The sequence below is a fragment of the Nocardiopsis terrae genome, from assembly GCF_014651695.1.
GTDB lineage: Bacteria > Actinomycetota > Actinomycetes > Streptosporangiales > Streptosporangiaceae > Nocardiopsis > Nocardiopsis terrae.
The window spans coordinates 99505-125465 of sequence record NZ_BMXJ01000007.1 but is presented as its reverse complement, the minus strand read 5'-3'; the positions used below and the strand labels follow the sequence as shown (position 1 = coordinate 125465).

The window sequence follows — 25961 nt, the reverse complement described above, 5'->3', positions numbered from 1 at the left end:
CCGCGGGTACGCGGCGGGGCCGGGCCCGACCGGACACGGTCTATCCCCTGGCTGAGGGGTCCCGCTCCGGGGTCGCCGCGGCGTCCGCCCCGGCGACCGCCTCCCGTCCGTCCCCGTCCGCGGTCCCGGCGGACCCGAACGTCTCGGCGCGCGCCGAGACGCCGCGCAGCTTGCCGACGAGGCTCCTCATCAGGAAGTACAGACACACACCGATCGCGAAGACGGCGAGGAAGCCCAGTACACCGGGGGTGACGGTGTCCTTGTCCAACGCGAAGTCCCCGGCGAGCACCGTGGCGGACGTGAGAAGGGTGTTCATGCCGTTCATACTCTCATTGCCTCGCGCACACCCGCGAAGAGGTCCTTCTCCGGGACCTCGGTGTCCACCAGGGAGCGGACGAGGTGGTAGTCCTCGGTCGGCCAAGCCTCGGCCACGACGTCGTTGGGCACGGCGAACCAGAAGCCGTCCGGGTCGATCTGCGTGGCGTGGGCCCTGAGCGCCGCGTGCGCGGTGTCGAAGTGCTCACTGCAGTGCACGCGGGTGGTGATCTCCCAGCGCGGCCGGTCCCGCTTCCTGATCCGCTCGGTCCACTCCGCGAAGGGGTTGTCCAGACCGCGTTCGGCGAGGATCTCGGCGAGCGCCTCGAAGCGCTCCGGCGGGAACGAGACGAAGTAGTACAGCTTGAGGGGCTGCCAGGGATCCCCCGCCTCGGGGTAGGCGTCCGGCTCGGCGGCGGCGTCGAAGGCGTGCATCGACACCTTGTGGGTCATGATGTGGTCGGGGTGCGGGTAACCGCCGTTCTCGTCGTAGGTGAGGACGACGTGCGGGCGGAACCGTCGGATCGCCGCCACCAGGGGCTCGGCGGCCTCCTCCACCGGCAGGGTCGCGAAGCAGCCCTCCGGCAGCGGGGGCAGCGGGTCGCCCTCGGGCAGGCCGGAGTCGACGAAACCGGCGAACTCCTGTTCCACACCGAGGATCTCGCGGGCGCGTCTCATCTCCTCGCGACGGACCTCGGCGATGTTCTCGCGGATCTCGGGACGTTCCATCGCGGGGTTGAGGATGTCGCCGCGTTCACCACCGGTCATGGTGACGACCAGCACTTCCGTGCCCTCTTGGACGTAACGCGCCATGGTGGCCGCGCCCTTGCTGGACTCGTCATCGGGATGGGCATGAACGGCCATAAGCCGCAGGCGCTCGGACAACGAAGGCTTCTCCTTGGCTCGGTCGACAGCCGCTGGACGCGGCCGTCCGCCGCCGCCCCGGGGCGCGGCGCGGACGACTCACGTGCGGGCCGCGTAGGGGGGCTGTCAGGTCGGGGATATCTTAGACAACACCGTCCCCTTGCTCGGAGATTCCCAATGTCAGCGACCCCGGAAGATGATGCCGTGAACAGTGCCGACACCGCGCCAGCGCTACGCAAGCGCCACGGCAACGGGCCCGTCTTCTTCGTCGTCGCGACCGTCTTCGCGGTGGCCGTCACCATCGGCTGGGGGTACTCGGTGATGAGCTACAGCGGGCTGGGCGGCGGCGTGTACCACCAGGTGATCTCGGTGTCCGCACCCTCAGGGAGCGAGGCCCGGATCTCCTTCGAGGTAAACAGCAGGGAAGGGGCGGAGTGCCTGGTGCAGGCGCTCGACGACCAGATGGTCCTCGTGGGTGAGGAGAAGGTCGATGTGGAGAGCGGGAACCGGATGGTCAACAGGACCGTTGAAACGGTTCGTCAGGCTTCCACGGTAGAAGTGGCCTCGTGCAGGGAACAAGGTTCGCAGGACTGATCCACCGAACCCTCCCCTGGACGGTACCGGAACCGGAGCGGAACCCCCGGGAACAAGGGCACCGATGCGCGGTCGCGCACGGTGATATTCTCGTAAGTTCAGCTCTGGCCGCCTGGTGGCCTTTGCTACTAGTACACAAGGAGTTCCCGTGACCCAGACCCGCGATGACAACGTCACCTGGCTCACCCAGGAGGCGTACGACCGGCTCAAGGGAGAGCTGGACCACCTGTCGGGGAGTGGGCGTATCGAGATCGCGGAGAAGATCGAGGCCGCCCGGGAAGAGGGTGACCTGAAGGAGAACGGCGGCTACCACGCCGCCAAGGAGGAACAGGGCAAGATGGAGGCCCGCATCCTCCAGCTCACCGAGATCCTGCGCACCGCGCGGGTCGGCGAAGCGCCCCGTACCGAAGGCGTGGTCGGCCCCGGCATGACCATCACCGTCAGGTTCGACGGCGACGACGAGGAGGTCACCTTCCTGCTCGCCTCACGTGAGGAGAGCGGCTCCCCCATCGACGTGTACTCCCCCAAGTCCCCGCTCGGCTCCGCCATCAACGGCAAGCGTGTGGGTGAGACCGTCAGCTACAACCTGCCCAACGGCAAGAGCCTCGGTGTCGAGATCATAGAGGCGGTCCCCTACAGCGGCATGTGACCCACCGCTGCGCGGCCGTTCGGCGGGCCGGGACCGAAGCACGACGGGGGCGGCTGCGGCCGCCCCCGTCGTATGCGCCGTGCCCGGCGACCGTGCGCCCTGGGTAACCTGCTCTTGTCCCCGCTCTCCACGACCTCGTCCACCCAGGAACTGGCGGCCGCATGTCCTCGCCCCACTGGAACCCCCACCACCCCCACCAGGGAGGTCAGCCCCCCTATGCCGGGGGATGGTCCCACGGTGGGCCACAGATTCCCGCGCCCGTTCCCCCCGTTCCGGGGGCTCCCGGCGGCCCGTGGTCCGGCCCCCCGACGGCCGGTTTCGGCGTCAGGCTCCTCGCCCGGCTCATCGACTACGTCCTCGCCTTCGTCACGGCCGCGGCGTTCTTCTTCGTCATGGCCGTCGTGACCGTGCTGCTGACCGGGAACACGGAGACCACCGATGCCGAGGGTGAGCTCTGGGCGTACCTGTTCGTCTTCGGCTGGGGCGTGCTGCTGTTCTTCTACGACTGGCTCTACCTGGTCACCTGGGGCCGCACCCTCGGCAAGATGATGGTGGGCGTCAAGGTGGTGAGCGCCTCGGGCGGGGGCGGGCTCAGCCAGGGCCAGGCGGTGGGCCGCTCCGCCTTCTTCTGCCTGCCGCAGTCCCTGCCCTGTGTGGGCCACCTGTTCTCGACCGCGGAGTCCATGGCCATACTCGGCGACACACGCGGGCGTGCCCTGCACGACCGGGTGGCGGGCACCCTGGTGGTCCGCACCCGTCCCTAGCGACCTCCGGAGCGGGTCCGGTCGGCCCCGGGCCACCGGGCCGGTCCTATCCCTGCCCGGCCCGCGTTCCCTCGGCGTCCTCCGCATCCTCGGTGCCCTCGACGCACTCGGGGGCGTCCGCCCCTCCGTCGGCGAAGGCCGCCGGAACGTAGTGCCCCGCACCGATGCGGTACCAGACGTCGGTGGTACCGGAGGGACCCGTGGCCTCGTCCCCCGTGGTCTGGCAGGCCACGTCCACGTTGGCCTTGTAGGCGGCGAGCCCCACGGTGTCGTGGTCCGTCCCCGGGCCGTCCCGGAGGATCACCGGGTCCGCCTGGGTGGCCGTGACGATCTCGGCGCGGGCCCGGTACTCGGCAGTCCACAGGTAGTCGACCTGCACCCAGCCGTTGGTGGGCAGCTGGAGGCCCTCGTTGAAGGCTCCGTCGGCGAGATCGATGCCCGCCGGGTTGCGCACCCGGCGCCCGAACCCGTCCAGGCCGCTGTTGTGGTTCTCGGTGTAGGCGGCCTGGGCCTGGGGTCTGCCGCGGTCCAGGTCGCGCCAGGACTCACGGTCGTCGTTCCAGTGGTCGTCGGTGATGTTCCAGGGGCCCACGTCCCACACGGGCAGGTAGGCGCAGCGCGGTTCGTGGTTTTCGGTGTCGCCGACCGCCTCGGGGCCCAGTTCACCGGTGCTGCACACCCGGACGGTGTACTCTCCGCCGCCCCGGTTGGCGAGCCCCCGGCGGGAGGGCAGGGCGACGAAGTGGTCGTCGGGGCGGACCGTGTGCCCGTTCGCGGTGGTGTTGCCGACCAGTCCGATACGGGTGGCGAAGAGCCGCGCGGAGAAGGGTTGCGGTACGTCGTCACCGACCGGGGGGTCCTGCGCACCCTCCGCACCCTCCTCCGTCTCCTGCGGACCACCGCCGTCCGGATCACCGACGGACGGCGAACCCTCGACCGGCCGGACCCGCACGTCGGTGACTGCGACCTCCGTGTTCCCGGGCGCAGATTCGACCCCGATCCGCAGCTGGACCTCGATGACCGCCTCCGTCAGGGTCACCCGGCCGCCGCCGGAGGCCGTGGGGTACCACTCGGTCCACATCCCGTCGGCGCGCACGCCGCGGGCCTCGGTGAGCACCTCCTCCGCGTCCCCGGTGGTGCGCACGTCCACGTCGAGGGTGTCGGTGGGCTCCTCCAGCGCCTGTTCGGGGAAGACCGCCAGGCCGGTGCGGCGTGCGGCGGGGTCCAGGCGCGGCGACGCCCCCAGGGCGGAGGCCCCGGCGGTGTCCAGGCGCAGCGCACCGGATTCCAGGGCCAGGCCGACGCGGTCGGTCGAGGCCAGGTCCTGTTCCAGCCAGGAGGAGTCGGCCAGGGCCGCGGTGGGTGTCGCCAGCGGGGCCAGCAGTGCGAACGCCCCCAGTGCCGCGAGGGACGTGGTCGTGCGCCGGTTGTCGGCCATCGTTCCTTCTCTCACCAAACACACAAAGTGACAATATCCGTCACTCTTAGTAATAGCCCTGGTGTGGGCACACTCAAGGAGCTTGTGGCGAGTGTTGGCGATCCGACGTTAAAAGTCCGACTCGGAGACGTTCGCGACCGTTTTCGCCCCCTCTTCCGCGGTGATCTTGCTACCAGGGGCGATCTCGGCGCCGAAGTTGCCCCTGGTAGCAAGATCACCGGGGTTTGGCGGGCACGGGTCAGTGGGCGTTCAGGGGGCGAAGGCCAACAGGCAGGCGGTGAAGCCGTGCACGTGGTTCACCCCGGAGACCGGACCGATCTCCCCCAGCCCGAAGAACCCCGTCACCGGACCCACGCCGAGGATCCTCCGGACCGCCAGGACGTCGTGGTCCGCCTGGGCGAACAGGTTCGCGCCCCGGCCGTTGCAGGAGAACAGCAGTCCCGCGCCCACGGCGTGCTCGGCACCGAACTCGGACAGTTTGCGGGCCAGGTCCTCGTCGGCGGTGCCGGCGTCGCGGACCTGGAAGCGGACCGTCTGGCCGACCTCCACCATGTCGTCGATGGTGAGCGCTCCCAGGTCGGGGTCGGCGCCGCTGAGCGTACGGATGAGGAAGTCGCCCTGCTCGTGGTGGTCGGCGTACTCGTCCATCGCGATGCCGACGTGCAGCCCCCGCTCGGCCAGTTCGCGGTCCTCCTCGGGGAGCTCCTCCACCAGGCTCTCCAGCTTCTCGTAGGCGTTGGACCCGGCCAGTTCCAGCACCAGGTTGCCCTCGGCCTTGGTGACGGTCATGCTCGGACCGACCGGGCGGCAGCCCTGACTGACCACCGTGCCGATCACCCCGTCCCCGCCGAGCAGCACGCCGATGGCCCCGTTCGGCGCCACGTCACCGTCACAGAACAGCCGCACCGAGTCCTCGCCGCGCATACCGTCGGCCATACCGCCGACCAGCGGCAGGCCGTCCAGGGCCGCGGTGGTCTCCCGGACGAACGCCTGGGTGGGGAACTCGTAGGGGTTGGCGAGCAGGATCCCCGCCTGGTCCCGCGGGGTCGGCTCGCGCATGCCCACGACCGCCAGCTGGTCGGCCTCGATGACGGTGTCCAGCTGGAACGGGGTCAGCTCGACCCCGGGCAGGCGCGCGCTCCACACGCTCACCGCGCCCTGGTCCTGCACCCCGCGGCCGCCGCCGATCACACCGGTGGCGCTGCACCCCAGCGTGACCGCGTCCCCGGCCAGCTCCATGACCCGTTTACCGGCGAGCGTGACCTCCTCCGGGTCCGCACCGCTGACGAAGAAGCAGACCAGGTCGGCGGGGCCGTCCATCTGCTCCAGGGCCTGCAGGACGGCACGTTCGGCCGCGTTCACGAGGTCGGCCCCCGTCGTCAGAGCATCGCCGAACCTAACCACCAGCTGCCACCCCCGCCTTCACCGGCCACCGGGGCCGGGCCTGGGAACCTTGCCGTCCCATTCTTCCATCCGAACTCCAAACAGGGGCTTTCCTCCAGCTGGCCCCTCAAACGCCCCCGCCTCTAGACTCCTGCCTGTGACCCACGCCGCCTCCCCGCCGAGCGGACTCCCGCGCACACGCGCCGCACTGCGCGAGTCCGGCCACGTCCACCGCTCCACGGCTGTCGAGGTCCGGGAGAACCTCCTGACCCGCATGGCCTCGGGCCGGCCCCGGTTCCCCGGTGTGCACGGCTTCGACGACACCGTGCTGCCCCAGTTGGAACGGGCCCTGCTGGCCGGACACGACGTCGTCCTGCTGGGCGAGCGCGGCCAGGGCAAGACCCGGCTGATCCGCACGATCGCCGGGCTGCTCGACGAGTGGTCGCCCGCCGTCGCCGGATGCCCGGTCAACGACCACCCCTACGCTCCGGTCTGCCCCTCCTGTGTGCGCCGCAGCGCGACCGAGGGGGACGACCTCCCGGTGGTCTGGCGGCATCGCGACGAACGCTACGGCGAGAAGCTGGCCACCCCCGACACCGGCACCTCGGAGCTGGTCGGCGACGTGGACCCGGCCAGGCTCGCCGAGGGGCGTTCGCTCGGCGACCCCGAGACGGTCCACTTCGGCCTGCTGCCCCGCGCCAACCGCGGCGTGTTCTGCGTGAACGAACTCCCCGACCTGCCCGCCCGCGCCCAGGTGGCCCTGTTCAACGTGTTGGCCGAACGCGACATCCAGGTGCGCGGATACACCCTGCGCCTGCCCCTGGACCTGCTGCTCGTGGCCAGCGCCAACCCCGAGGACTACACGAGCAGGGGTCGGATCGTCACCCCGCTCAAGGACCGCTTCGGCGCCCAGGTGCGCACGCACTACCCGCCCGACCTCGACGCCGAGCTCTCCCTGGTCCGGCAGGAGGCGCACCTGCCCGCCGGTACGACCGTCCCCTCGCACCTGGTGGAGGCGGTCGCCCGCTTCACCCGGCTCGTCCGCTCCTCCAACCGGGTGGACCAGCGCTCGGGCGTGTCCGTGCGCTTCTGCGTGGCCGCGGCCGAGACCGTGGCCGCCTCGGCGCTGCGCCGGGCCGCGCTGGTCGGCGAGGAGGTGCCGGTGGCCCGGGTCTGCGACCTTTCCGGGGTGGCCGAGCCCCTCCTGGGCAAGGTGGAGTTCGAGACGGGGGCCGAGGGACGTGAGGCGTCGATCCTGGAGACCCTGCTGCGCCGGGCGGTCGCCGAGACCTTCCGGGCCCGCCTGGGCGGGGCCGACCTGGAACCGCTCAGCGACCGGTTCGCCGGCGGCGCGACCGTGGAGAGCGGAGACCTGGTCGGCGCGGCCGAACTGTTGCGCAGGGTCGGTGCGGTGCCCGGGCTGGCCGGGCTGATCGAACGGGCGGCGCCGGAGGCGTCGGACGGTCCGCCCACCCCGGGGCTGGCCGCCGCGGTGGTGGAGTTCGCCCTGGAGGGCCTGTACCTGGAGCGCCGGCTGTCCAAGGACACGGCGCCCGACGGGGGTGTCTACCGCTTCTGATGCGATTCCGGTACCGGGCGTACACGGGCGGCCCCGACCCGCTGGCGGAGCCCGACCCCCCTCCCGAGGAGGCGGTGCGGGCGGCCACCGAACTGTTGGCCCTGGTCAACGGGGCACGCTCAGGTGATGCGCTCCCGGAGGAGGCACTGGAGGCCCTGGCCGGGGCCGAGGACGCCCTGAGCCGTTACGCGGACGGCGACCGGGCCGCGGTGGACGGGGTGGACGCCGGGTTGCTCCGTGGGCTCCTCGGGGGCGCCGCACGCGGTCCCCTGCAGCGCCTGGACGCCGCCGACCACGAGTTGACCCCGCGTGAACTGCGCAGACTGGGCGAGGCCGCGCTGGCGGAGATCGAGTCGGCGCGGCGGGCCGCTCCCGGAGGGCACCGGGGCGGTGAGGGCGCCGGCGGCGAGCCCACCGGCGCCGCGGTGCCCCGCGACGGCCTCGACCGGGCCCTGGACCCCGTCGCGACGCTGCGCGAGGCGATCGTGCGCCGTGCGGCACAGGGCGGCCTCCCGGGGGACGGCCGCGGCCCCGGAGGCGCGGACGCGCTGCGCCCCGAGGACTTCCGGTACGCGGAGACCGAGCCCGCGGGGGCCGCCGCCGTGTGCCTGCTCGTGGACCTGTCCCACTCGATGGTGGCCCGCGGCCTGCACGAGGCCGCGGTGCGCACCGCGTTGGCCCTGCACACCCTGGTGCGCACCCGGTACCCCGAGGACCGGGTCCTGCTGGTCGGCTTCGGCGACCGGGCCCGCGCGATGACCCCCGCCGACCTGGTCGGGCACGACTGGCGGCGGACACCCGGCACCAACCTCCAGCACGCCCTGCACCTGGCGCGGCGGTACCTGCGCCGCCACCGGGGGTTGCGGCCGGTGGTACTGGTCGTCACCGACGGCGAGCCCACCGCGCACCTGGGCGAGGACGGCGACGCGCGGTTCTCCTGGCCGCCGGCGCCGCGCACGGTGGAGCTCACCGCGGCCGAACTCGACTCCGTCCTGGGTGAGGGCGCCGAGGCCACGTTCTTCCTGCTCTCCGAGGAGTCCGGGCTGCGCGCCTTCCGGGAGCTCCTCGAACGCCGCCGGGGCGTGCGCGTGCTGCACGCCGACGCCGGGGCGCTGGGGCCGCTGGTCGTCGACCGCTACCTGCGGCGGCGCTGATCCGGTCGCGCGTCCGGCCGGGGCCGCGTCCCGGTGCGGTTCCGGGGAGCCGCGGCCGTACCGGGCACCGGGCGGTCAGTGCTCGAAGATGCTCAGGTCGGTGTCCACCACCGGCAGGTTCTCGGGGGCGTCGCCGCCCGTGTAGAGGAGCTGGTGGCGGTTGGCCGGCATGAACGTCTCGGTGAAGCGCAACGGGCGCTGTCCCTCGTAGGACACCCGTTCCTGGACGAGCAGGGGGGTGCCGGGGCCCAGCCCGAACGCGTCGGCCTCCTCCTGGGAGGGCATGCGCGCGCCCACGAGGTCCCGGTTCCACTCCTCGTGGAAGCCGAGCGCGCGCAGGGTCCCGGCGATCCCGCCCGCCAGGTGCTCCGGAGTCATGAGCGCCGTGTTGTTGGCGATGCTGAAGGGGAAGTAGGTGATCTGGGTCTGCCACAGGCCGCCGTCGACGAGGTGTTCGGAGGCGCGGATCACGACGAGCCCGGCGTTCGGGCTCTGCTGTTCGGGGCCGTTGACCAACCGTTTGGCCACACGCGGGCGCATGGTGTCCAGGCTGACCCTGACCCTCTCGTCGACGTCGCCGTGGCCGGCCTGCCTCAGGCGGGAGCTGTAGCCCGACTCGAGGCTGCCGGAATCGCCGTCCGCGGCGACCGGTTCCGCCAGGTGGGTGATCGGCCGGTGGTTCGCGACGAACGCGCCCCGCCCGACCTGGATGGCGATCCGGCCCTCGTCCTGGAGGATGCGCATGCCCAGACGCGCGGTGGCACGTGAGACGTCGAGCTCCTCGGCGAGCTCCTCCTCTCCCGGAAGCCGTTCTCCCGGCCGGTAGGCGCCTCTGGCCAGCGCGTCCCGAAGGTAGTCGGCGACCACGGTCTTCTTCGTCGTGCTCATGGTCTGCTCAGTCCCGGTGGTAGGCCTTGAGGTCGCCGTGCTCGAACTGGTAGCGGATGCTGTGTCCCGCGTGCACGGTGTGCACCAGCCGGATGGGGCGGTCCTGCGAGTAGTCGGTCCGGTTGACGTTCAGCACCGGAACGCCCGGGGGGAGTTCGAGCTGGGAGGCTTCCTGGGGCGTGGGCATCCGGGTCTCCAGCTCGTCCACGTACCCGACCTGGCGGTGGCCGTGTTCCATGAGCACGACCAGGGCGCTCTCCACGTCCTCGGGCACCATGAGCGGGGTGGACTGGACCAGGTCCATCGGGTAGTAGGCGGAGCTGATCGAGCCGGAGCGCTCACCGGAGAAACGGTGCATGCGCCGGACCACCGTCATCTCTCCCTCGGGGACGCGCAGGCGGCTGGCGATGTCGGCCGTGGCGCTGAGGAGTTGGAGCTCCTCCAGGGTCAGCCCGCTCATGTTGGACTCGTTGAGCCCGTCGGGACCGCCCTTGGTGCGGGTCGCGTAGAAGGTCTCGGGGACCACGTCCTGCACGAAGTGCCCGCGTCCGGGCCTGCTGACGATGAGCCCCTGGTTGCGCAGCATGCCCAGCGCCAGGCGGATCGTGTTGCGGGAGGCCTCGAAGCGATCCTCCAGCTGCTTCTCCGAGGGGAGCTGGCCGCCCAGGGGCAGACTCCGCTCCTGGATCTCCCGTCGCAGCACTCGGGCGATCTGTCGGTATCTGCTTTCTGCCCGCATAAGTCCGCCCTCTGGGGGGTAAAAGACCAACAACTTAGCTTGTACCAACAAGCTGAGTGGTACACCAGTCAAACAGGTACAACCGGTTTCGTTGAACCCATCTTAGTTGAAGGACTTCACAGGTACAGGACGGCTCCACCGTCCGGGCACCGTAAACGGAGAACACGAACCCCTCGGGGTCGGTCCCGCCCCACACCGACAGCAGAAACCGGATCTCATGCGACACATCCCGCCGCCCCCTCGAACGACCGGGGGGCCGATCAGGACCTGACCGCCCACCACCACAGAGGACCCGCCATGGAAACCACGTTCGTCATCCTCTCGTTCGCCGGGCTCGTACTCATGGGACTCGCCACGGGGTTCTTCCTCACCGTCTCCATCGGTATCCGGCGCCAGGACAGCCGCGGCAGCTACCGTTCCCTGCGCAGGGGCGGCAACGACAGCGCCCTGGACCGCTCCGGCCGGGCCGTCTGCGGCCTGCGCTTCCGCGAGGACCGGAGCGAACTCCCGGACCAGAGCCGCACGCCCACCGCGGTCTGACCCGGACGAGGGGCCCGGACCCGAAGATCCGGAGCCCCGCCGGCCGACACCGATGAGAGGCCGCGACGGGCCCGGAAGTGCGGCCGCGGAGCCCGCGCGGCAGCGCCGCACGGCCCCCGGAACCTCCGCGGAATCAGCCCTCCAGGGCCTGCAGCAGGTCCGCGACCAGGTCGTCGCCGGACTCGATACCCACGGAGACCCGCACCAGGTCGGCCGGAACCTCCAGCGGGGACCCCGCGGTCGACGCGTGCGTCATCCGCCCGGGGTGCTCGATGAGGGACTCCACCCCGCCCAGGGACTCGCCCAGGGTGAAGATCCTGGTCCGCTCACACAGCTCCAGAGCGGCCTTCTCCCCGTCGCGCAGAGCGAAGGAGACCATTCCGCCGAAGGACCGCATCTGCCGCTCGGCGATCTTGTGCCCCGGGTGGGAGTCCAGCCCCGGGTAGTAGACGCGCCGCACCGCGGGATGTGCGTCCAGGGCGGCCACGACGCGTCCGGCGTTCTCGCTGTGGCGGTCCATCCGCACTCCCAGGGTCTTGGCCCCGCGCAGGGTCAGCCAGGAGTCGAAGGGGCCCGGGACGGCACCCATGGTGTTCTGGTGGAAGGCCAGCCGCTCCCCCAGCTCGGCGTCGGCCACGACCAGCGCTCCCCCGACCACGTCGGAGTGCCCGCCGACGTACTTGGTGGTGGAGTGCACGACCACGTCGGCGCCCAGTGTGAGCGGCTGCTGGAGGTAGGGGGAGGCGAACGTGTTGTCGACGACGTGCAGGGCGCCCGCGTCGTGGGCGACCTGCGCGACCGTCTCGATGTCGGTGATGCCCAGCAGCGGGTTGGTGGGCGTCTCCGTCCACACCACCCTGGTGTTGGGGCGCACGGCGTCACGGACGGCGTCGACGTCGGTCTGGTCGACCGCGTCCCAGCTGACGCCCCAGCGCTCGACCACCTTGGAGATCAGGCGGAAGGTACCCCCGTAGGCGTCGCCGGGGATGATGACGTGGTCGCCGGGGGAGAGCACCGTGCGAAGCAGGGTGTCCTCGGCCGCCATTCCGGAGGCGAAGGCCAGGCCGCGCGCTCCGGACTCCAGAGCCGCCAGGCATTCCTCCAGCGCGGTGCGCGTGGGGTTGGCGGTGCGGGAGTACTCGTATCCCTGTCGCATCCCGCCCACGCCGTCCTGGGCGTAGGTACTCGTCTGGTAGATCGGCACAACCACGGCACCGGTGCCGGCGTCCGGCTCCTGGCCCGCGTGGATGGCCAGCGTTTCAAACCCGTCGAACTTCATGTGGCCACAATAGTGCCCGTGGGCCGCCCCGAACCCGTTGTCAACAGGGAGGTCTCAGGATCCGGACAGGGGTCAGGCCGGTGGGAAACGGGTGGACGAGCCCGGCTCCGGGGGGTCGGCGGGCACCTCGGGCGGCAGCCCGGCCACGGGGGTGGGGACGCGGGTGGGCGTCCCGGTCCCGCGCAGCGGCGGGTCCCAGCCCAGTTCGGGATCGTGGGTGCGCACGACCTTGCCGGGGATGCCCGCGATGACCGCGTGGTCGGGGTACGTGCCGGGCCGGACCACGCTCCCGGCGGCGACCACGGAGTTCCTCCCCAGGTGGACGCCGGGCAGGATCACGCTGTTGGCACCGAGCCAGCTGCCGGCGCCGATGCTCACCGGGTCGTCCACCGGCCACTGGAGGCCGACGGGGATCTCGGTGTTGGCGTAGGCGTGGTTCTGGTCGGTGATGTAGACGTAGGGGCCCGTGTAGACGTGGTCGCCGATGTCCACGGACCGGTGGGCGACGATGTGCGACCCCCGGCCGATGGCGCAGCCGGACCCGATCCGCACGACCGTGCCCTCGCCGAGGTCGTAGTCGGGCCCCATCCCGGCCGCCAGGGTCATGTCCCCGCCCAGGACGGTGTGCACGCCGATCTCGATCCACGGCTCCCCGTAGAGCGTGGCCGTGGGGAAGGCGATCGCCGAGCCGGCGCCGAAGCGCGCGAACCTCCGGGCGGCCCTGGAGCCGGCTCGGATCTCCGCGTGGCTCCGTGCGTACGACCAGACGGAGCGAATCATCCAGGACAGAAGCCGTGACACGCCTGCACCCACTTATTACCCGGCAGTAACACTGATATCGAACATTAGCAGTGTCCGAGTATGCGGCAACGTGTCCGGTGGGCGAACAGCGGGGCCCGAACGACGCTCGGTACGGGCGCCGTCCGGGCCGCGGGGCGGGTGACTCAGCCCGAGAGGTGGGCCAGCAGGTCCTGCCTGGTGAGAATCCCCACCGGCTTGCCGTCGCGCAACACCACCAGGGCCCCGGAGGCGCGCAGCAGGCGGACGCAGTCGCTGACCGGGGTGCCCGTGCCCACCGTGGCCAGCGGCTTGCCCATGTGCGTCTCCACCAGGTCGTCCAGCTCGGCGCGGCCGTCGAAGAGGGCGTCCAGGAGATCGCGCTCGGCGATGGAGCCGACCACCTCGGCCGCCATGACCGGAGGCTCCTCCTTCATCACCGGCAGCTGGGAGACGCCGTACTCGCGCATGATCGCCACGGCGGTGCCGACGGTCTCGTCGGGGTGGCTGTGCACGAAGTCGGGCATCTCGCCCTCCTTGTCCGCGAGCACCTGGCCGGCCGTGGCCTCCTCGGTCTCGGCGGACAGGAAGCCGTAGTCGGCCATCCACTCGTCGTTGAAGATCTTGCCGAGGTAGCCGCGGCCGCCGTCCGGCAGCAGGACCACGATGACGTCGTCGGGTCCCGCGTCCCGGGCCACCCGCAGCGCCGCCTCGACCGCCAGGCCGCAGGAGCCGCCCACCAGGAGGCCCTCCTCCTTGGCCAGGCGGCGGGTCATCAGGAACGAGTCCTTGTCGCTGACCGCCACGATGTCGTCGCAGATCGCCGTGTCGTAGGTGCCGGGCCAGATGTCCTCGCCCACGCCCTCGACCAGGTACGGGCGGCCGCTGCCGCCCGAGTACACCGAACCCTCGGGATCGGCTCCGATGACCTGCACCCCGCCCCTGGAGGCCTCCTTGAGGTACCTGCCGGTGCCGCTGATGGTGCCGCCGGTGCCGATGCCCGACACGAAGTGGGTGATCCGGCCCTCGGTCTGGTCCCAGATCTCCGGACCCGTGGAGTGGTAGTGCGACTCCGGGTTGTTCTCGTTCTCGTACTGGTTGGGTTTCCAGGCGCCGGGGATCTCGGCGGCCAACCGGTCGGAGACCGAGTAGTAGGACTCGGGGTGCTCGGGAGCGACCGTGGTCGGGCAGACCACGACCTCCGCGCCGTAGGCCCGCAGTACCGACAGCTTGTCCGGGCCGACCTTGTCCGGGCAGACGAAGACGCAGCGGTAGCCCTTCTCCTGCGCGACCAGGGCCAGACCGATACCGGTGTTGCCGGAGGTGGGTTCGACGATCGTGCCGCCCGGCTTGAGCTCACCGCTCTTCTCGGCGGCCTCCACCATCCGCAGCGCGATGCGGTCCTTCACCGAACCGCCCGGGTTGAAGTACTCGACCTTCGCCAGGATCGTGGGGGCCAACCCCTCGGAGACCTTCCGAAGACGGACCAGCGGGGTGTCCCCGACCAGGTCGATGAGTGAGTCGTGTACCCGCAACTTCGCTCCTTCGCATAGTGGCGACCGGGTCTTCGGCCCGCCGGTGTCGCTTCCCCGGTGACGCCCGGGGCGGGTGGGACCGGTCCGGTCCCCCACATCCTGACTCTAACCTCACCAACCAGCGTATTCGCCGCGCCAGCAGGCGGTGTGGACCGGTCCGCTCCACGCCCGGAGGGCTCCTCTTCGGTGTCCTCGGGGCCCGGATTGTCTGCCGCCGGGTTACGTGACCCGGAAGTTCCCCGCCGGTAACGTCGAGTGGGAGTGTTCCGCGGGCGTCCCGGGCGGGCACGTGCCGGTGACGGCCCCGGGAGCGGCCCGAAGGAGCCCGGCCCACAGCGGCCCGCCCCCGGGCGGGCCCGACGCTTCGGGGAGTACCGATGCTGCGAGCCGTTCGAGCGCGGCGCATCGCCGCCGCCACCGCGTTCGGCGGGGGCGGGCTCACACTCGTGGGCGGGGGCACCGTGGCCCTGCTCTACCTCCAGGCGAAGTTGGCCAAGAACGCGATCGGCCACACCGACTGGCGGCGCCCGAAGGCGGACGGGACCTACGGTGACGGCGAGGGTCCGCCCCTGCGGCTCCTCATGCTGGGCGACTCCACCGCCGCCGGTTTCGCGGTGGCCCGGGCCCGGCAGACCCCCGGTGCGCTCCTCGCCGCCGGGATCGCGGCGGCGGCCGACCGGCCCGTCCGTCTGCGGTGCACCGCCACCCCCGGTGCCACCTCCGCGGACCTGGCGGCACAGGTGGAGCGGTCCGGGGCCGCAGTGCCGGGATCGGGCTACGACGTCGCGGTGGTCTTCATCGGCGCCAACGACGTCATCCGCCGGGTCCGCCCCAACGACGCGGTGGCCGCGCTACGGGACGCCGCCCGGGACCTGGTGGGCCTGGGCACCCCCGTGGTCGTGGCGACCTGTCCCGACCTCGGCACCGTACGCCCCATCAGCTGGCCGCTGCGCTCGGTGGCGCGACGGGCCTCCCGGCAGCTGGCGGCCGCGCAGACCATCGCGGTGACGGAGGTCGGCGGCCGGACGGTCTCGCTGAGCGACATCCTTGCCGAGGATTTTCGGTCAGATCCAGTTTCCATGTTTGGGCCCGACCGTTTTCATCCGTCAGCTCGCGGGTACGCACAGGCCGCGTTCGCCGTACTGCCCTCCGCCTGCGCGGCCCTGGGGCTGCTCCCCGAACTGGACGAGGGCGAACGCACCCGGGGCGTCCTGCCCGTCGACCGCGCCGCGGTGGTAGCCGCGCAGACTCCGGGTACGGAGGTCTCGCGGGCCGCTGACCAGGCACCATCCGGTGCCCGGGGCAGCTGGGCCGCGCTCGTCCGCGGCCCCTTCCGGCCCCGGGCCGCACCGCGGTCCGCACCCTCCGGAGCCGCCTCCGACGGCGGCACACGGGAGGACTCGCCAAGGCCGACCCCGGGTGGCGCCGGAGAGCACCGGACGGGTTAACTGGTCAGTAACAAGTCTTGCCGTGACCCGAACAAGGACGAAGAACATGCCCGAAGCAGTCATCGTCGCCACCGCGCGCTCCCCGATCGGCCGAGCCTTCAAGGGCTCCCTGAAGGACATGCGCCCGGACGACCTGACCACCCAGATCGTCGGCGCGGCCCTGGCCAAGGTCCCCGGGCTCGACCCGAAGAGCATCGACGACCTCATGCTCGGCTGCGGCCTGCCCGGCGGTGAGCAGGGCTTCAACATGGCCCGCATCGTCGCCGTGCAGCTCGGCCTGGACACCGTCCCGGGCACCACCATCACCCGGTACTGCTCCTCCTCCCTCCAGACCACCCGGATGGCCTACCACGCCATCAAGGCGGGCGAGGGAGACGTGTTCGTCTCCGCGGGTGTGGAGACCGTCAGCCGCTTCGCCAACGGCAGCAGCGACAACCCGCAGAACCAGAACCCGCTCTTCGCCGACGCCACGGCGCGCACCGAGAAGCGCAAGGAGGGCGGCCAGGGCACCTGGACCGACCCGCGCGAGGACGGCAACCTGCCCGACGCCTACATCGAGATGGGCCAGACCGCGGAGAACGTCGCCGAGATCACCGGCGTCTCCCGCCAGCGCCAGGACGAGTTCGCCGTCCGCTCGCAGAACCTCGCCGAGAAGTCCCTCGACAACGGCTTCTGGGAGCGCGAGATCACCCCGGTGACCCTGCCCGACGGCACCGTGGTCAGCACCGACGACGGCATCCGCCGCGGCACCACCTACGAAAAGGTCTCGCAGCTCAAGCCGGTGTTCCGCCCCGACGGCACCGTCACCGCGGGCAACGCCTGCCCGCTGAACGACGGCGCCTCCGCTCTGGTCATCATGAGCGACACCAAGGCCAAGCAGCTGGGGATCACCCCGCTGGCCCGCATCGTCTCCACCGGTGTGACCGGCCTGAACCCCGAGATCATGGGCCTGGGCCCGGTCGAGGCCTCCAAGCAGGCCCTGGCCCGCGCCAACATGGCGATCGGCGACATCGACCTCGCCGAGATCAACGAGGCCTTCGCAGCCCAGGTGCTGCCCTCCGCCGACCAGCTGGGCATCGACGTCGACAGCCAGCTGAACGTCAACGGCGGCGCCATCGCCGTCGGCCACCCGTTCGGCAGCACCGGTGCCCGCATCACCGGCACACTGATCAACGGTCTCCGGTTCCACGACAAGACCTTCGGTCTGGAGACCATGTGCGTCGGCGGCGGTCAGGGCATGGCCGCCGTCTTCGAGCGCCTCAGCTAGGCGCTCCCCGCCCTCGGGCGGACCGAGCAGGCGGACGAGGGGTCCCGGGCACCGCCCGGGGCCCCTTTCCCCGTGTCCGGGCCCGTTCCGGGCGGTTCGCGAACAGTGTTCCCCGCCCGCCGGAACACGCGCGGACCACCGCGGCCGCGATCCGGTTCGGCTACGGAGGGGACAGGGGGAAACGTTCTCGCACGGGCAAGGTAAAAGCTGGTGACCGGGGCTTGTCCAGAAGGTGATCCTGATGCAGGGTCGCAGGTAAGTGCCACACACCGAACGCACTGCGGAGGTGCCTATGTCGGTAACCCACTCGCCGGAGATCCACGCAAAGCTCATCGAACGCATCCCGGCCGTCACCGGCCGCGGACTCCACGAGTGGTTCGACTCGCTCGACAGGGGACCCGGACTCCTGCGCACCGCGGACCGGTCGTACTGGCTGGCTGACGAATACGACCTCACCCACGGCTACGCCCAGGCCATCGTCACCGAGTACGACCGCCGCCGCAGGAACCGTTCCATCCCGGCACCGCGCCGGGAGACCTCCTGACCGCCGAACTCCCGACACCCGCGTGACCGACCGCCGATGACGGCGAAGGGGCCGCCCCCGGGAGAACCCGGGCGACGGCCCCTCATCGCGCGAAGGTGCGCCTGGAAGGCGCGTGTCCGCGAGGCTACTCCGCGAACATCGTCTTGATGATCCAGAGCAGGCGCAGGATCTCGATGTACAGCCAGACCAGGGAGACGGTCAGGCCGAAGGCGAACTGCCAGGCGAACTTGTTCGGGATGCCGGCGTTGACGCCCTCCTCGATGCCGCGGAACTCGATGGCCAGGGTCAGGGCGGCCAGGACGACGAACACGATGCCCACGCCCAGACCCAGCCAGGTGGGCTCACGGAGACCGATGCCGCCAGCGATGAAGAAGCTGAGCACGAAGTTGACCAGCATCAGCGCGGCCGCGCCGAGCACCGCGTAGGAGACGGCCTTGACGAAACCGTCGGTCACCTTGATGACGCGGAACTTGTACAGCGCGAGCATCACGGCGAAGACCGCGACGGTACCGATCACGGCCTGGGACACCAGCGAGGTCCCGGCCGAGGCGTCACCCATCTGGATGGAGAGCATGTTGCCGAGCAGGGCCGAGAGGCCGCCGACGAGCAGGCCCTCCAGCCCCGCGTAGGCCAGGATGGCGACCGGGTTGGTGATCTGCTTGAAGGCGATCACCAGACCCAGGACGAGCCCGCCGAGCACGCCGAGGATCATCAGGCCCAGGGCCAGGCCCGGGTTGACCGAGAAGAGGAAGTAGTTGAGGACGCCGAAGAGGGCGACGGTACCCACGGTCATACCCGTGCGCACGACGACGTCGTCGATGGTCATCGGCTGGTCGCCGGTGGCCTGCTGGGGGTAGCCCTGCTCGGGGTAGGTCTGCTGACCGTAGGGCTGCGACGGGTACGGCTGTCCGTAACCCTGCTGCCCGTAACCGGGTTGACCGTAGCCCTGCTGGGGACCGGACTGCTGTTGTAGCGCCCGCTTGAGGACGGGGTTGGAACTCCGCATCCGCATGTCTAGTAAAGGCCTTTCACGCGTGGATTGCTGCCCACAAGTTAACGTACGGCTCTGGTCACCGGTTCCGCCGCGAAGGTCACCGTTGCGAAACGGCTTCGGATTCCTCCCGATCGCGTTTCCCGCCCGTGGCGCCGGTCACGTTCCGCGGACACGGAAAGGGGTCCGCACCCGTGTCAGGCGGTGCGGACCCCTCCCACGCGGACCCGGGGCGTGTTCGACGCACACGCCCCGGCGGACGGCCCTCAGTTGCGGGTCATCAGGGAACGCGCGAGGAAGAGCATGTTGGCCGGGCGCTCCGCCAGGCGGCGCATGTAGTAGCCGTACCATTCGTCGCCGTAGGGGACGTAGACGCGCATGCGCTTGCCCTCGGCGGCCAGGCGGACCTGCTCGCCGTCCCGGATGCCGTACAGCATCTGGTACTCGTAGTCGTCCGCTCCGCGGCCGTTGGCAGCGGCCAGTTCACCCGCGATGGTGACCATACGCGGGTCGTGCGAGGCGACCATCGGGTAGCCCTCGCCCGCCATGAGGACGCTCAGCGCCCGCACGTAGGCCTTGTCCACCTCGTGCTTGTCCCGGAAGGCCACGGACTCGGGCTCGTCGTAGGCGCCCTTGCACAGGCGCACACGCGATCCGGCTCCGCTGAGGTCGTGGCAGTCGGCCACGGTGCGGCGCAGGTAGGCCTGGAGCACCGCGCCCACGAACGGGAAGTCCTCACGCAGCTCGCCCAGGATGCCCAGCGTGGAGTCGACGGTGGTGTGGTCCTCCATGTCGAGGGTCACCGTGGTGCCGACCGCCTTGGCGGCCTCGGCGATCCGGCGCGCGTTGTCCAGCGCGATCTTCTCACCGTCCTGGTTCAGGAACTGGCCCACGGCGGAGAGCTTGACCGACACCTCGACCCGGTCGCCCAGGCCGGCCTCGCCCAGGGCCGCGAGCAGGTCCTGGTAGGCGGTCACCGTGGCGGTGGCCTGTGCCAGGTCCGCGGTGTCCTCACCCAGGAAGTCCAGGGTGGCGTACCGGTCCCTGGCGAGTTCCTCGACGGCCGGAAGAGCCTCGTCCAGGGTGGACCCCGCGACGAAGCGGGAGACCATGGCCCGGGTCATGGGCGTGCGCTCGATGATCTTGCGGCAGGTCGCGGACCTGGCGGCGAGCAGCAGGGGTTTACGAAGCATGGAGACCTCGAAGAAGACGTGCGCGAGCCGGTGGGCTGGCGCGGACGATGGGCGCGGCCGGTGTGCCGACCGCGCCGGTGGGTTCCTCGGGGGGCAGGCGAGCGCCCCGCCGGATCCCGGGGGTGCGCTCCCCGGGGCCCCGCCCCGGTGCTCTCGGGCACCGGGGAGCGGGCCCCGCGGTGGCGGCGCACCCCTCAGGACGGAGGAGGGGGCGCCGCCGGTGACTACCCCTGGTGGGGGTAGGAGGAGTTCGTCGGCGCGACGAACGTCTCCTTGATGGCGCGCGGGCTGGCCCAACGGGACAGGTTCTGGGCGGAACCGGCCTTGTCGTTGGTACCGGAGGCACGACCGCCGCCGAAGGGCTGCTGACCGACGATGGAGCCGGTCGGACGGTCGTTGACGTAGAAGTTGCCGGCGGTGAAGCGCAGGGCCTCGGTCGCCTTGGCCACCGCGGCGCGGTCGTTGGCCAGGACGGCACCGGTCAGGGCGTAGGCGGAGCCCTCGTCGACGACCTTGAGGATCTCGTCGTACTCGTCGTCCTCGTAGACGTGGACGGCGATGATCGGACCGAAGTACTCGGTGCGGAACACGTCGTTGGTCGGGTCCGTGCCCTCGATGATGGTCGGACGCACGAAGTAGCCGACCGAGTCGTCGGCGGTGCCGCCGGCGATGATGTCCAGGGTCGGGTCGGACTTGGCGTCCTCCAGGACCTTGGCCAGCTTGTCGAAGGAGCGGCGGTCGATGACGGCGCCGATGAAGTTCGACAGGTCGGTGACGTCACCCATGCTCAGGGCCTCGGTCTCGGCGACCAGGTCGTCGCGCATCCTCTCCCAGACGGACCGGGCGACGAAGGCGCGCGAGGCGGCGGAGCACTTCTGGCCCTGGTACTCGAAGGCGCCGCGCACGATGGCGGTGCGCAGGATCTCCGGGTCCGCGGAGGAGTGGGCGACGATGAAGTCCTTGCCGCCGGTCTCACCCACGATGCGCGGGTAGGAGCGGTAGTTGGAGATGTTCTCGCCGACGCTCTTCCACAGGTGCTGGAAGGTCCTGGTCGAACCGGTGAAGTGCACACCGGCCAGCTCCGGGTCGTTCAGGGCGATGTCCGAGACGGCCAGGCCGTCACCGGTGACCATGTTGATGACGCCGGGAGGCATGCCGGCCTCCTCCAGGAGGCGCATGGTCAGCTCGGCCGCGAACTGCTGCGTCGGGGACGGCTTCCACACGACCACGTTGCCCATCAGGGCCGGGGCGGTGGGCAGGTTGCCCGCGATGGCGGTGAAGTTGAAGGGGGTGATCGCGTAGACGAACCCCTCCAGCGGACGCTGCTCCATGCGGTTCCACACGCCGCGGACGCTCAGGGGCTGCTGCTCCATGAGCTGGCGGGCGTAGGAGACGTTGAAGCGCCAGAAGTCGATGAGCTCACAGGCCGAGTCGATCTCCGCCTGCTGGACGGTCTTCGACTGGCCGAGCATGGTGGCCGCGTTGATCGTGGCGCGCCAGGGGCCGGCGAGCAGCTCGGCGGCGCGGAGGATGATCGCGGCGCGGTCGTCGAAGGACATGGCGCGCCAGGCCGGGGCGGCGGCCTTCGCCGCGGCGACGGCGTCGCGGGCGTCCTGGTGGGTGGCGTTGCGCATGGTGCCCAGGACGGAGGCGTGGTTGTGCGGCTGGACGGCGTCGATCGGCTCGCCGCCGCCCATGCGGCTCTCGCCGTTGATGCGCATCGGCAGGTCGATGCTCTCGCGGCCGAGCTCGTCGAGTTTGGCGACGAGCTCGGCGCGCTCGGCGCTCCCGGGCGCGTAGGTGAGAACGGGTTCGTTCACCGGCAGCGGGACGTTGGTCACGGCGTCCATGGGCACCTCCCTGAAAAGAATGTCCCTGAACGAGCAGGGTCTGGCTGATTCAACAGTCCCAGAACGGGCCCCGCCAGACCTTGTGGGGCGGGCCACTCTTTGCCAGCCTTATTTGTCCGGTAGGACAAAGTCAGACACGGACGGACAATCACGCCCCGGCGCCCCGCACCGGCTGCTCCAGTAGTGTCGGTCCCCGGACACGACCGGTGAGGAACGACGTCATGCCTGTTCAACCAGGATCACAGGACGAAGAGGTGGCGGGCCTGCCCCTGCGCCGCCTCCTTCTGGCCCTCGGCGACCCCATCGTGGACGTTGCGGCGGCCCCCGACGGACTTGATGTCCAGGTGGACAATGTCGTCATCATCGACCCCGAGGACCGGGTCGAGGCCCGGGAGGGGGACCTGGTCCTGCTCATCGGGGTCCGGGGCGGGGCCGCCCGGCGCCTGGTGCGCATGCTGGCCGGGCAGGGTGCGGCGGCCGTCGCGGTCAAGGCCGGCGGGCACTCCCCGCCCGAGGAGACGCTCCCGCCCTCCGGTGACCAGCGGAACCGGCCGCCCAGGTCCGGCGCCGACGAGCTGCGGGCCCTGCGCACCGAGGCCCAGGAGAGCGGGGTCGCGCTTCTGGCGGTCCGGCCCGAGGTGCGCTGGGACCAGCTCCAGTCGGTGTGCCAGAGCATCGTGGACGACGCCCGGCTGACCGCCTCCGAGGACCTGGGCGAGGCCACCGGCGACCTGTTCTCCATGGCGCAGACGATCGCACAGCTCACCGGTGGCCTGGTCAGCATCGAGGACTCCGCGAGCCGGGTGCTGGCCTACTCCAGCGGCGCCGAGGTGGACGAGCTGAGGCGGCTGTCGGTGCTGGGCCGCCAGGGCCCCGAGTCCTACCTCGCGCTGTTGCGGCAGTGGGGTGTGTTCACCAAGCTGCGGGCGGGAGAGGAGGTCGTCCGGATCGAGGAGCACCCCGAGCTCGGTATCCGCCGCCGTCTGGCGGTCGGTATCCACGCCGGACGCCAGCCGCTGGGCGCGATCTGGGTGCAGGAGGGGTCCCAGCCCCTGGCCCGGCACGCGGAGGAGGCCCTGCTCGGCGCCGCCCGCACCACCGCGCTCCAGATGATCCGGCAGCGCACCCAGACCAGCGCCGGGCTGCGGCTGCGCGAGGACCTGCTGTCCAGCCTGTTGGAGGGGCGGATCGACGCGAGCGCGCTCGCCGACACCGTCGAGGTGCACACCGACCGGGCCGCGCTGGTGGTCGCCTTCTCCCTGAGCGGTTCCGCGGGCGGGGGTACGGGCGAGGCCGCCGAGCCGGAGGGCGCCCAGCCCCAGGGACGACCCGACCGCCCCGCCCGGGAGCTGCGCCGCCGCCAGCTCATCGACCTGGTGTCCGTGCACACGGCCGCCTACCGGCGCAGTTCACTGGTGACCGAGCTCGGCGGACGCGTGTACGTGCTGTTGCCGGACCTGGCCCGCGGCCCGGGCAAGGAGGGGTGGCGGGGGGTCGAGCACTCGGTGCTGGCGCTGACCCGCAAGACGGTGGCGGCAGCGCGGGCCGCGCTGGGGTCGCACGTGCAGGCGGCGGTGGGTTCGCTGGTGGAACGGTTGGCGGACGTGCCCGAGTCCCGCGCGGAGGCGGACCGGGTTCTCGACGCCATGGGCCGTGACCTGGACCGGGACACCGACTGGGAGGTGGCGACCATCTCCGACGTGCGCTCCCGGGTGCTGATCAGCGAAACCCTCGCGCACCTGCGTGCGGATCCGTCCCTGCGCGACCCACGGGTGATCCGTCTGATCGAGTACGACCAGGCGGGCGGCGCGGACCTGGTGCACTCGCTGCTGGCGTACCTGGAGGCCTTCGGTGACGCGCGGGCCGCGGCCGAACGGCTGCACATCCACCCGAACACGCTCCGCTACCGGGTCCGCCGCGCGGCCGCCGTGAGCGGCATCGACCTGGGCGACCCCGGCGAGCGCCTGTTCACACAGCTCCAACTGCTGATGGAGCAGCACTGACGGGCCGACCGGACGCGGACCCCGTCCCAGCCGCATTAGATTTGGGTCCCTCTATTGGCGGTGATCTTGCAACAACCACTTGACCCCAGGGGCGCCGAACTTGCCCCTGGTAGCAAGATCATCGCGGTTGGGAGGGTTCTGGAAGCAGCGGACACCCTGCCGGACGGGTTTCGGACGCTGCAGGGGTCCCTCAGACCTGTCAGACCCTCCGAACCGGCGGCAAACACCGGCCCCAGGGGTCCCCTGATCGACTCACCTCAGCCAGAGGGGGTGTCCACACCCCTCCGCCCCAGGGGGCGTCCCTGCCTGCCCACCTCCACCCCAGGGGAGTGCTTCCCGCTCACCCGACCCCAGGAGGTCCCCTACCTGCCCACCTCCACCCCAGGGGGTGTTCTTTGGTTCGAGCGCCGGGGAGGGTTCTGCAAGACGAGGCAAGCCGCCAGCGAGGAACGAGCAAGGCGCAGCCGAGGATGAAGAATCCCTCCGCAAAGGCGCCGAACACGGTCCGAAGCGAAGCGGAGGACCAAAGCAAGCACTAAAAAGTACCCCCGGTCGGACTCGAACCGACACTTGTGACCCTTTTAGGGGGCCTGCCTCTTCCATTGGGCTACGAGGGCACGCCCATCATACCGGCCGGGCCGATTGCCCACTTTGGATCAGCTTGGCCGGATGGGGACACGAAACGACCGGCTTCCAGTGGAAACCGGTCGTTTCGCGGATGTGACGGCGATTCGGCGGCGGGTGGGCGGCGCCGCGGGCGTCGGATCAGCTGACCCTGCGCAGGTGTCCGTCCTCGACCTGGGGCTGGCTGGCCTCCTCGAAGGCCTGGCGCGGCTCGGACATCTCCGGGAGCGCGGCGAAGTCGCGGCGCAGGAAGAAGGCGAGCGTCCAGTCCGAGAGGACCCGCAGCTTGCGGTTGAAGGTGGGCACCGCGAGCAGGTGGTAGGAGCGGTGCGCGTACCAGGCCAGGCGGCCGTTCAGCTTGATCTTGCCGAACAGCTGGGCCGCGCCCATGTGCAGGCCGAGCCCGGCCACGGCGCCGAGGTTCTTGTGCCGGTAGGCCTTGAGCTTGCCGTTGCGCAGGGTCGCGATGACGTTGTCGGCGAGCACCGGCGCCTGGCGGACGGCGTTCTGGGCGTTGGGCGGGTAGTAGCCGCCGTTGCCGTCGGGGACCTGGGCGTTGTCGCCGCCGGCGAAGACGTTGTCCGTGCCGTTGACGGTGAGGTACTCGCTGGTGTCGACGTGGCCCTTGGGACCGAGGGGCAGGTCGCTGGCGGAGACGACCGGGCTGGGCTTGACGCCCGCGGTCCACACCAGGGTGCCGGCTTCGAACTCGCTGCCGTCGCTGAGCTTGATGCGCTGGTCGGTGGCGGATTCGAGGAAGGTCTTGAGGCGCACGTCGATGCCGCGGCGGCGGAGCTGGTTGAGGGCCTTGCCGCCGACCTCGGGACCGACCTCGGGCAGGATCTTGTCCGCGGCCTCGATGAGGTAGAAGTTCACGTCCTCGAGGTCGATCGAGGGGTGCAGGCGGACCGCGTCGCGGACCATGTCCTCCAGCTCGGCGATGGCCTCGGCGCCGGCGAAGCCTCCGCCGACGAACACGAAGTTCAGCGCCTTGGCGCGGACCTCCCTGTCGTTGGTGGAGTCGGCGATGGCCAGCTGGTTGAGCACGTGGTTGCGCAGGTAGGCCGCCTCTTCGACGGTCTTGATGCCGACGCCGCACTCGGCCAGGCCCGGGATGGGCAGGGTGCGGGAGACCGCTCCGGCCGCCATCACGAGGTAGTCGTAGCGGAGGGTCTCGGGCTCACCGGCGTTGGGCTCGTAGCGGACCGTGTTGTCGGCGTGGTCGATGCGCACGACGCGTCCGCCCAGCACGCGGACCCGGTTGAAGACCTTGCGCAGCGGGACCACGACGTTGCGCGGGGAGATGTTGCCCGCGGCCGTCTCGGGCAGGAACGGCTGGTAGGTCATGTAGGAGTTCGGGTCGATGACGGTGATACGGGCTTCACCGGACCCGAGCTTCTTCTCCAGCCGCCTCGCGGTGTACATCCCGAGGTAACCGCCGCCGACGATGAGGATGTGCGGGATCTCCGCCTCGTCCCCGCCACCGTGTACCAGCCGGTAGTTCCTGCTCTCGGTCATCGCATTTCCGCCCTAACGGTTGTTC

The 25961-nt window shown here is 70.9% G+C and carries 23 protein-coding genes and 1 tRNA gene; 10 read left to right on the top strand and 14 right to left on the bottom strand.

Annotated elements, in window-relative coordinates:
• Positions 1–40: 40 nt before the first annotated feature.
• Entirely contained in the window at positions 41–316 is a 276-nt protein-coding gene (locus IE195_RS20510; RefSeq protein WP_191274034.1) for a hypothetical protein, read from the bottom strand.
• 5 nt (positions 317–321) lie between these two features.
• Positions 322–1200 (bottom strand): mycothiol conjugate amidase Mca, encoded by an 879-nt coding sequence (gene mca / locus IE195_RS20505; protein ID WP_191274032.1) that lies wholly within the window; start codon positions 1198–1200, stop codon positions 322–324.
• Between the two features lie 156 nt (positions 1201–1356).
• Here mca and IE195_RS20500 point away from each other — a divergent pair, with 156 nt between their 5' ends.
• The 3 genes from IE195_RS20500 (at position 1357) to IE195_RS20490 (ending at position 3186) form a co-directional block, all read left to right on the top strand.
• Positions 1357–1773 carry a DUF4307 domain-containing protein gene (locus IE195_RS20500; protein WP_191274030.1) on the top strand — a complete coding sequence of 139 codons (417 nt, stop codon included), beginning with the start codon at positions 1357–1359 and terminating at the stop codon, positions 1771–1773.
• Positions 1774–1921: 148 nt separating this feature from the next.
• A complete protein-coding gene (gene greA / locus IE195_RS20495) occupies positions 1922–2422 on the top strand; it encodes a transcription elongation factor GreA (protein ID WP_191274028.1) in 501 nt (166 codons plus the stop codon).
• A gap of 161 nt (positions 2423–2583) precedes the next feature.
• Positions 2584–3186, top strand: coding sequence for an RDD family protein (locus IE195_RS20490; protein WP_191274026.1), 603 nt, complete (start codon positions 2584–2586; stop codon positions 3184–3186).
• 46 nt (positions 3187–3232) lie between these two features.
• Here IE195_RS20490 and IE195_RS20485 read toward each other — a convergent pair whose 3' ends face one another.
• Both IE195_RS20485 and IE195_RS20480 read right to left on the bottom strand, forming a co-directional pair.
• Positions 3233–4624, bottom strand: a complete 1392-nt coding sequence (locus IE195_RS20485; protein WP_191274024.1) for a DUF8814 domain-containing protein — start codon at positions 4622–4624, stop codon at positions 3233–3235.
• Positions 4625–4873: 249 nt separating this feature from the next.
• The gene (locus IE195_RS20480; protein WP_191274022.1) at positions 4874–6028 is read right to left on the bottom strand and encodes an FIST signal transduction protein; all 1155 of its coding nucleotides are present in this window, start codon (positions 6026–6028) and stop codon (positions 4874–4876) included.
• A 136-nt stretch (positions 6029–6164) separates the two neighbouring features.
• Here IE195_RS20480 and IE195_RS20475 point away from each other — a divergent pair, with 136 nt between their 5' ends.
• Together IE195_RS20475 and IE195_RS20470 are read left to right on the top strand one after the other, a co-directional pair.
• Positions 6165–7586 (top strand): sigma 54-interacting transcriptional regulator, encoded by a 1422-nt coding sequence (locus tag IE195_RS20475; protein WP_191274019.1) that lies wholly within the window; start codon positions 6165–6167, stop codon positions 7584–7586.
• Entirely contained in the window at positions 7586–8740 is a 1155-nt protein-coding gene (locus tag IE195_RS20470) for a VWA domain-containing protein (protein ID WP_191274010.1), read from the top strand. Before IE195_RS20475 ends, IE195_RS20470 begins: the two co-directional genes overlap by 1 nt.
• A 75-nt stretch (positions 8741–8815) precedes the next feature.
• Here the strand turns inward: IE195_RS20470 and IE195_RS20465 are convergent, their stop codons facing one another.
• A complete protein-coding gene (locus IE195_RS20465; protein ID WP_191274008.1) occupies positions 8816–9628 on the bottom strand; it encodes a GntR family transcriptional regulator in 813 nt (270 codons plus the stop codon).
• Between the two features lie 7 nt (positions 9629–9635).
• The gene (locus tag IE195_RS20460; RefSeq protein ID WP_191274006.1) at positions 9636–10367 is read right to left on the bottom strand and encodes a GntR family transcriptional regulator; all 732 of its coding nucleotides are present in this window, start codon (positions 10365–10367) and stop codon (positions 9636–9638) included.
• Between the two features lie 297 nt (positions 10368–10664).
• On the opposite strand from IE195_RS20460, the gene IE195_RS20455 reads away from it, so the two are divergent.
• On the top strand, positions 10665–10907 hold the full coding sequence (locus tag IE195_RS20455) for a hypothetical protein (protein WP_191274004.1): 243 nt from the start codon (positions 10665–10667) through the stop codon (positions 10905–10907).
• A 133-nt stretch (positions 10908–11040) separates the two neighbouring features.
• On the opposite strand, the gene IE195_RS20450 is transcribed toward IE195_RS20455, so the two are convergent.
• The 3 genes from IE195_RS20450 to IE195_RS20440 all read right to left on the bottom strand — a co-directional run bounded on the left by IE195_RS20450 (position 11041) and on the right by IE195_RS20440 (position 14498).
• The gene (locus IE195_RS20450) at positions 11041–12186 is read right to left on the bottom strand and encodes a cystathionine gamma-synthase (protein WP_191274002.1); all 1146 of its coding nucleotides are present in this window, start codon (positions 12184–12186) and stop codon (positions 11041–11043) included.
• A 72-nt stretch (positions 12187–12258) separates the two neighbouring features.
• Complete coding sequence (locus IE195_RS20445) at positions 12259–12987, bottom strand: acyltransferase (protein WP_191274000.1); 729 nt, start codon at positions 12985–12987, stop codon at positions 12259–12261.
• A gap of 143 nt (positions 12988–13130) precedes the next feature.
• Complete coding sequence (locus IE195_RS20440) at positions 13131–14498, bottom strand: cystathionine beta-synthase (protein ID WP_191273998.1); 1368 nt, start codon at positions 14496–14498, stop codon at positions 13131–13133.
• 377 nt (positions 14499–14875) lie between these two features.
• On the opposite strand from IE195_RS20440, the gene IE195_RS20435 reads away from it, so the two are divergent.
• From IE195_RS20435 to IE195_RS20425, 3 genes are all read left to right on the top strand, one after another.
• The gene (locus tag IE195_RS20435; protein WP_191273996.1) at positions 14876–15946 is read left to right on the top strand and encodes an SGNH/GDSL hydrolase family protein; all 1071 of its coding nucleotides are present in this window, start codon (positions 14876–14878) and stop codon (positions 15944–15946) included.
• Between the two features lie 46 nt (positions 15947–15992).
• The gene (locus IE195_RS20430; protein ID WP_191273994.1) at positions 15993–17213 is read left to right on the top strand and encodes an acetyl-CoA C-acetyltransferase; all 1221 of its coding nucleotides are present in this window, start codon (positions 15993–15995) and stop codon (positions 17211–17213) included.
• Positions 17214–17505: 292 nt separating this feature from the next.
• On the top strand, positions 17506–17757 hold the full coding sequence (locus tag IE195_RS20425) for a DUF4287 domain-containing protein (RefSeq protein ID WP_191273992.1): 252 nt from the start codon (positions 17506–17508) through the stop codon (positions 17755–17757).
• 124 nt (positions 17758–17881) lie between these two features.
• Here IE195_RS20425 and IE195_RS20420 read toward each other — a convergent pair whose 3' ends face one another.
• The 3 genes from IE195_RS20420 to pruA all read right to left on the bottom strand — a co-directional run bounded on the left by IE195_RS20420 (position 17882) and on the right by pruA (position 21791).
• Positions 17882–18769 (bottom strand): Bax inhibitor-1/YccA family protein, encoded by an 888-nt coding sequence (locus IE195_RS20420; RefSeq protein ID WP_191273989.1) that lies wholly within the window; start codon positions 18767–18769, stop codon positions 17882–17884.
• A 245-nt stretch (positions 18770–19014) separates the two neighbouring features.
• Positions 19015–19941: a proline dehydrogenase family protein gene (locus IE195_RS20415; RefSeq protein WP_191273978.1), complete on the bottom strand. Its 927-nt coding sequence runs from the start codon at positions 19939–19941 to the stop codon at positions 19015–19017.
• A gap of 224 nt (positions 19942–20165) precedes the next feature.
• Complete coding sequence (gene pruA, locus IE195_RS20410; protein WP_191273975.1) at positions 20166–21791, bottom strand: L-glutamate gamma-semialdehyde dehydrogenase; 1626 nt, start codon at positions 21789–21791, stop codon at positions 20166–20168.
• Between the two features lie 221 nt (positions 21792–22012).
• Here pruA and IE195_RS20405 point away from each other — a divergent pair, with 221 nt between their 5' ends.
• Entirely contained in the window at positions 22013–23794 is a 1782-nt protein-coding gene (locus tag IE195_RS20405) for a PucR family transcriptional regulator (RefSeq protein WP_191273973.1), read from the top strand.
• A 543-nt stretch (positions 23795–24337) separates the two neighbouring features.
• Here IE195_RS20405 and IE195_RS20400 read toward each other — a convergent pair.
• Positions 24338–24411, bottom strand: a tRNA-Leu gene (locus IE195_RS20400).
• A gap of 148 nt (positions 24412–24559) precedes the next feature.
• A complete protein-coding gene (locus IE195_RS20395; RefSeq protein WP_191273971.1) occupies positions 24560–25936 on the bottom strand; it encodes an NAD(P)/FAD-dependent oxidoreductase in 1377 nt (458 codons plus the stop codon).
• Between the last annotated feature and the right edge of the window lie 25 nt (positions 25937–25961).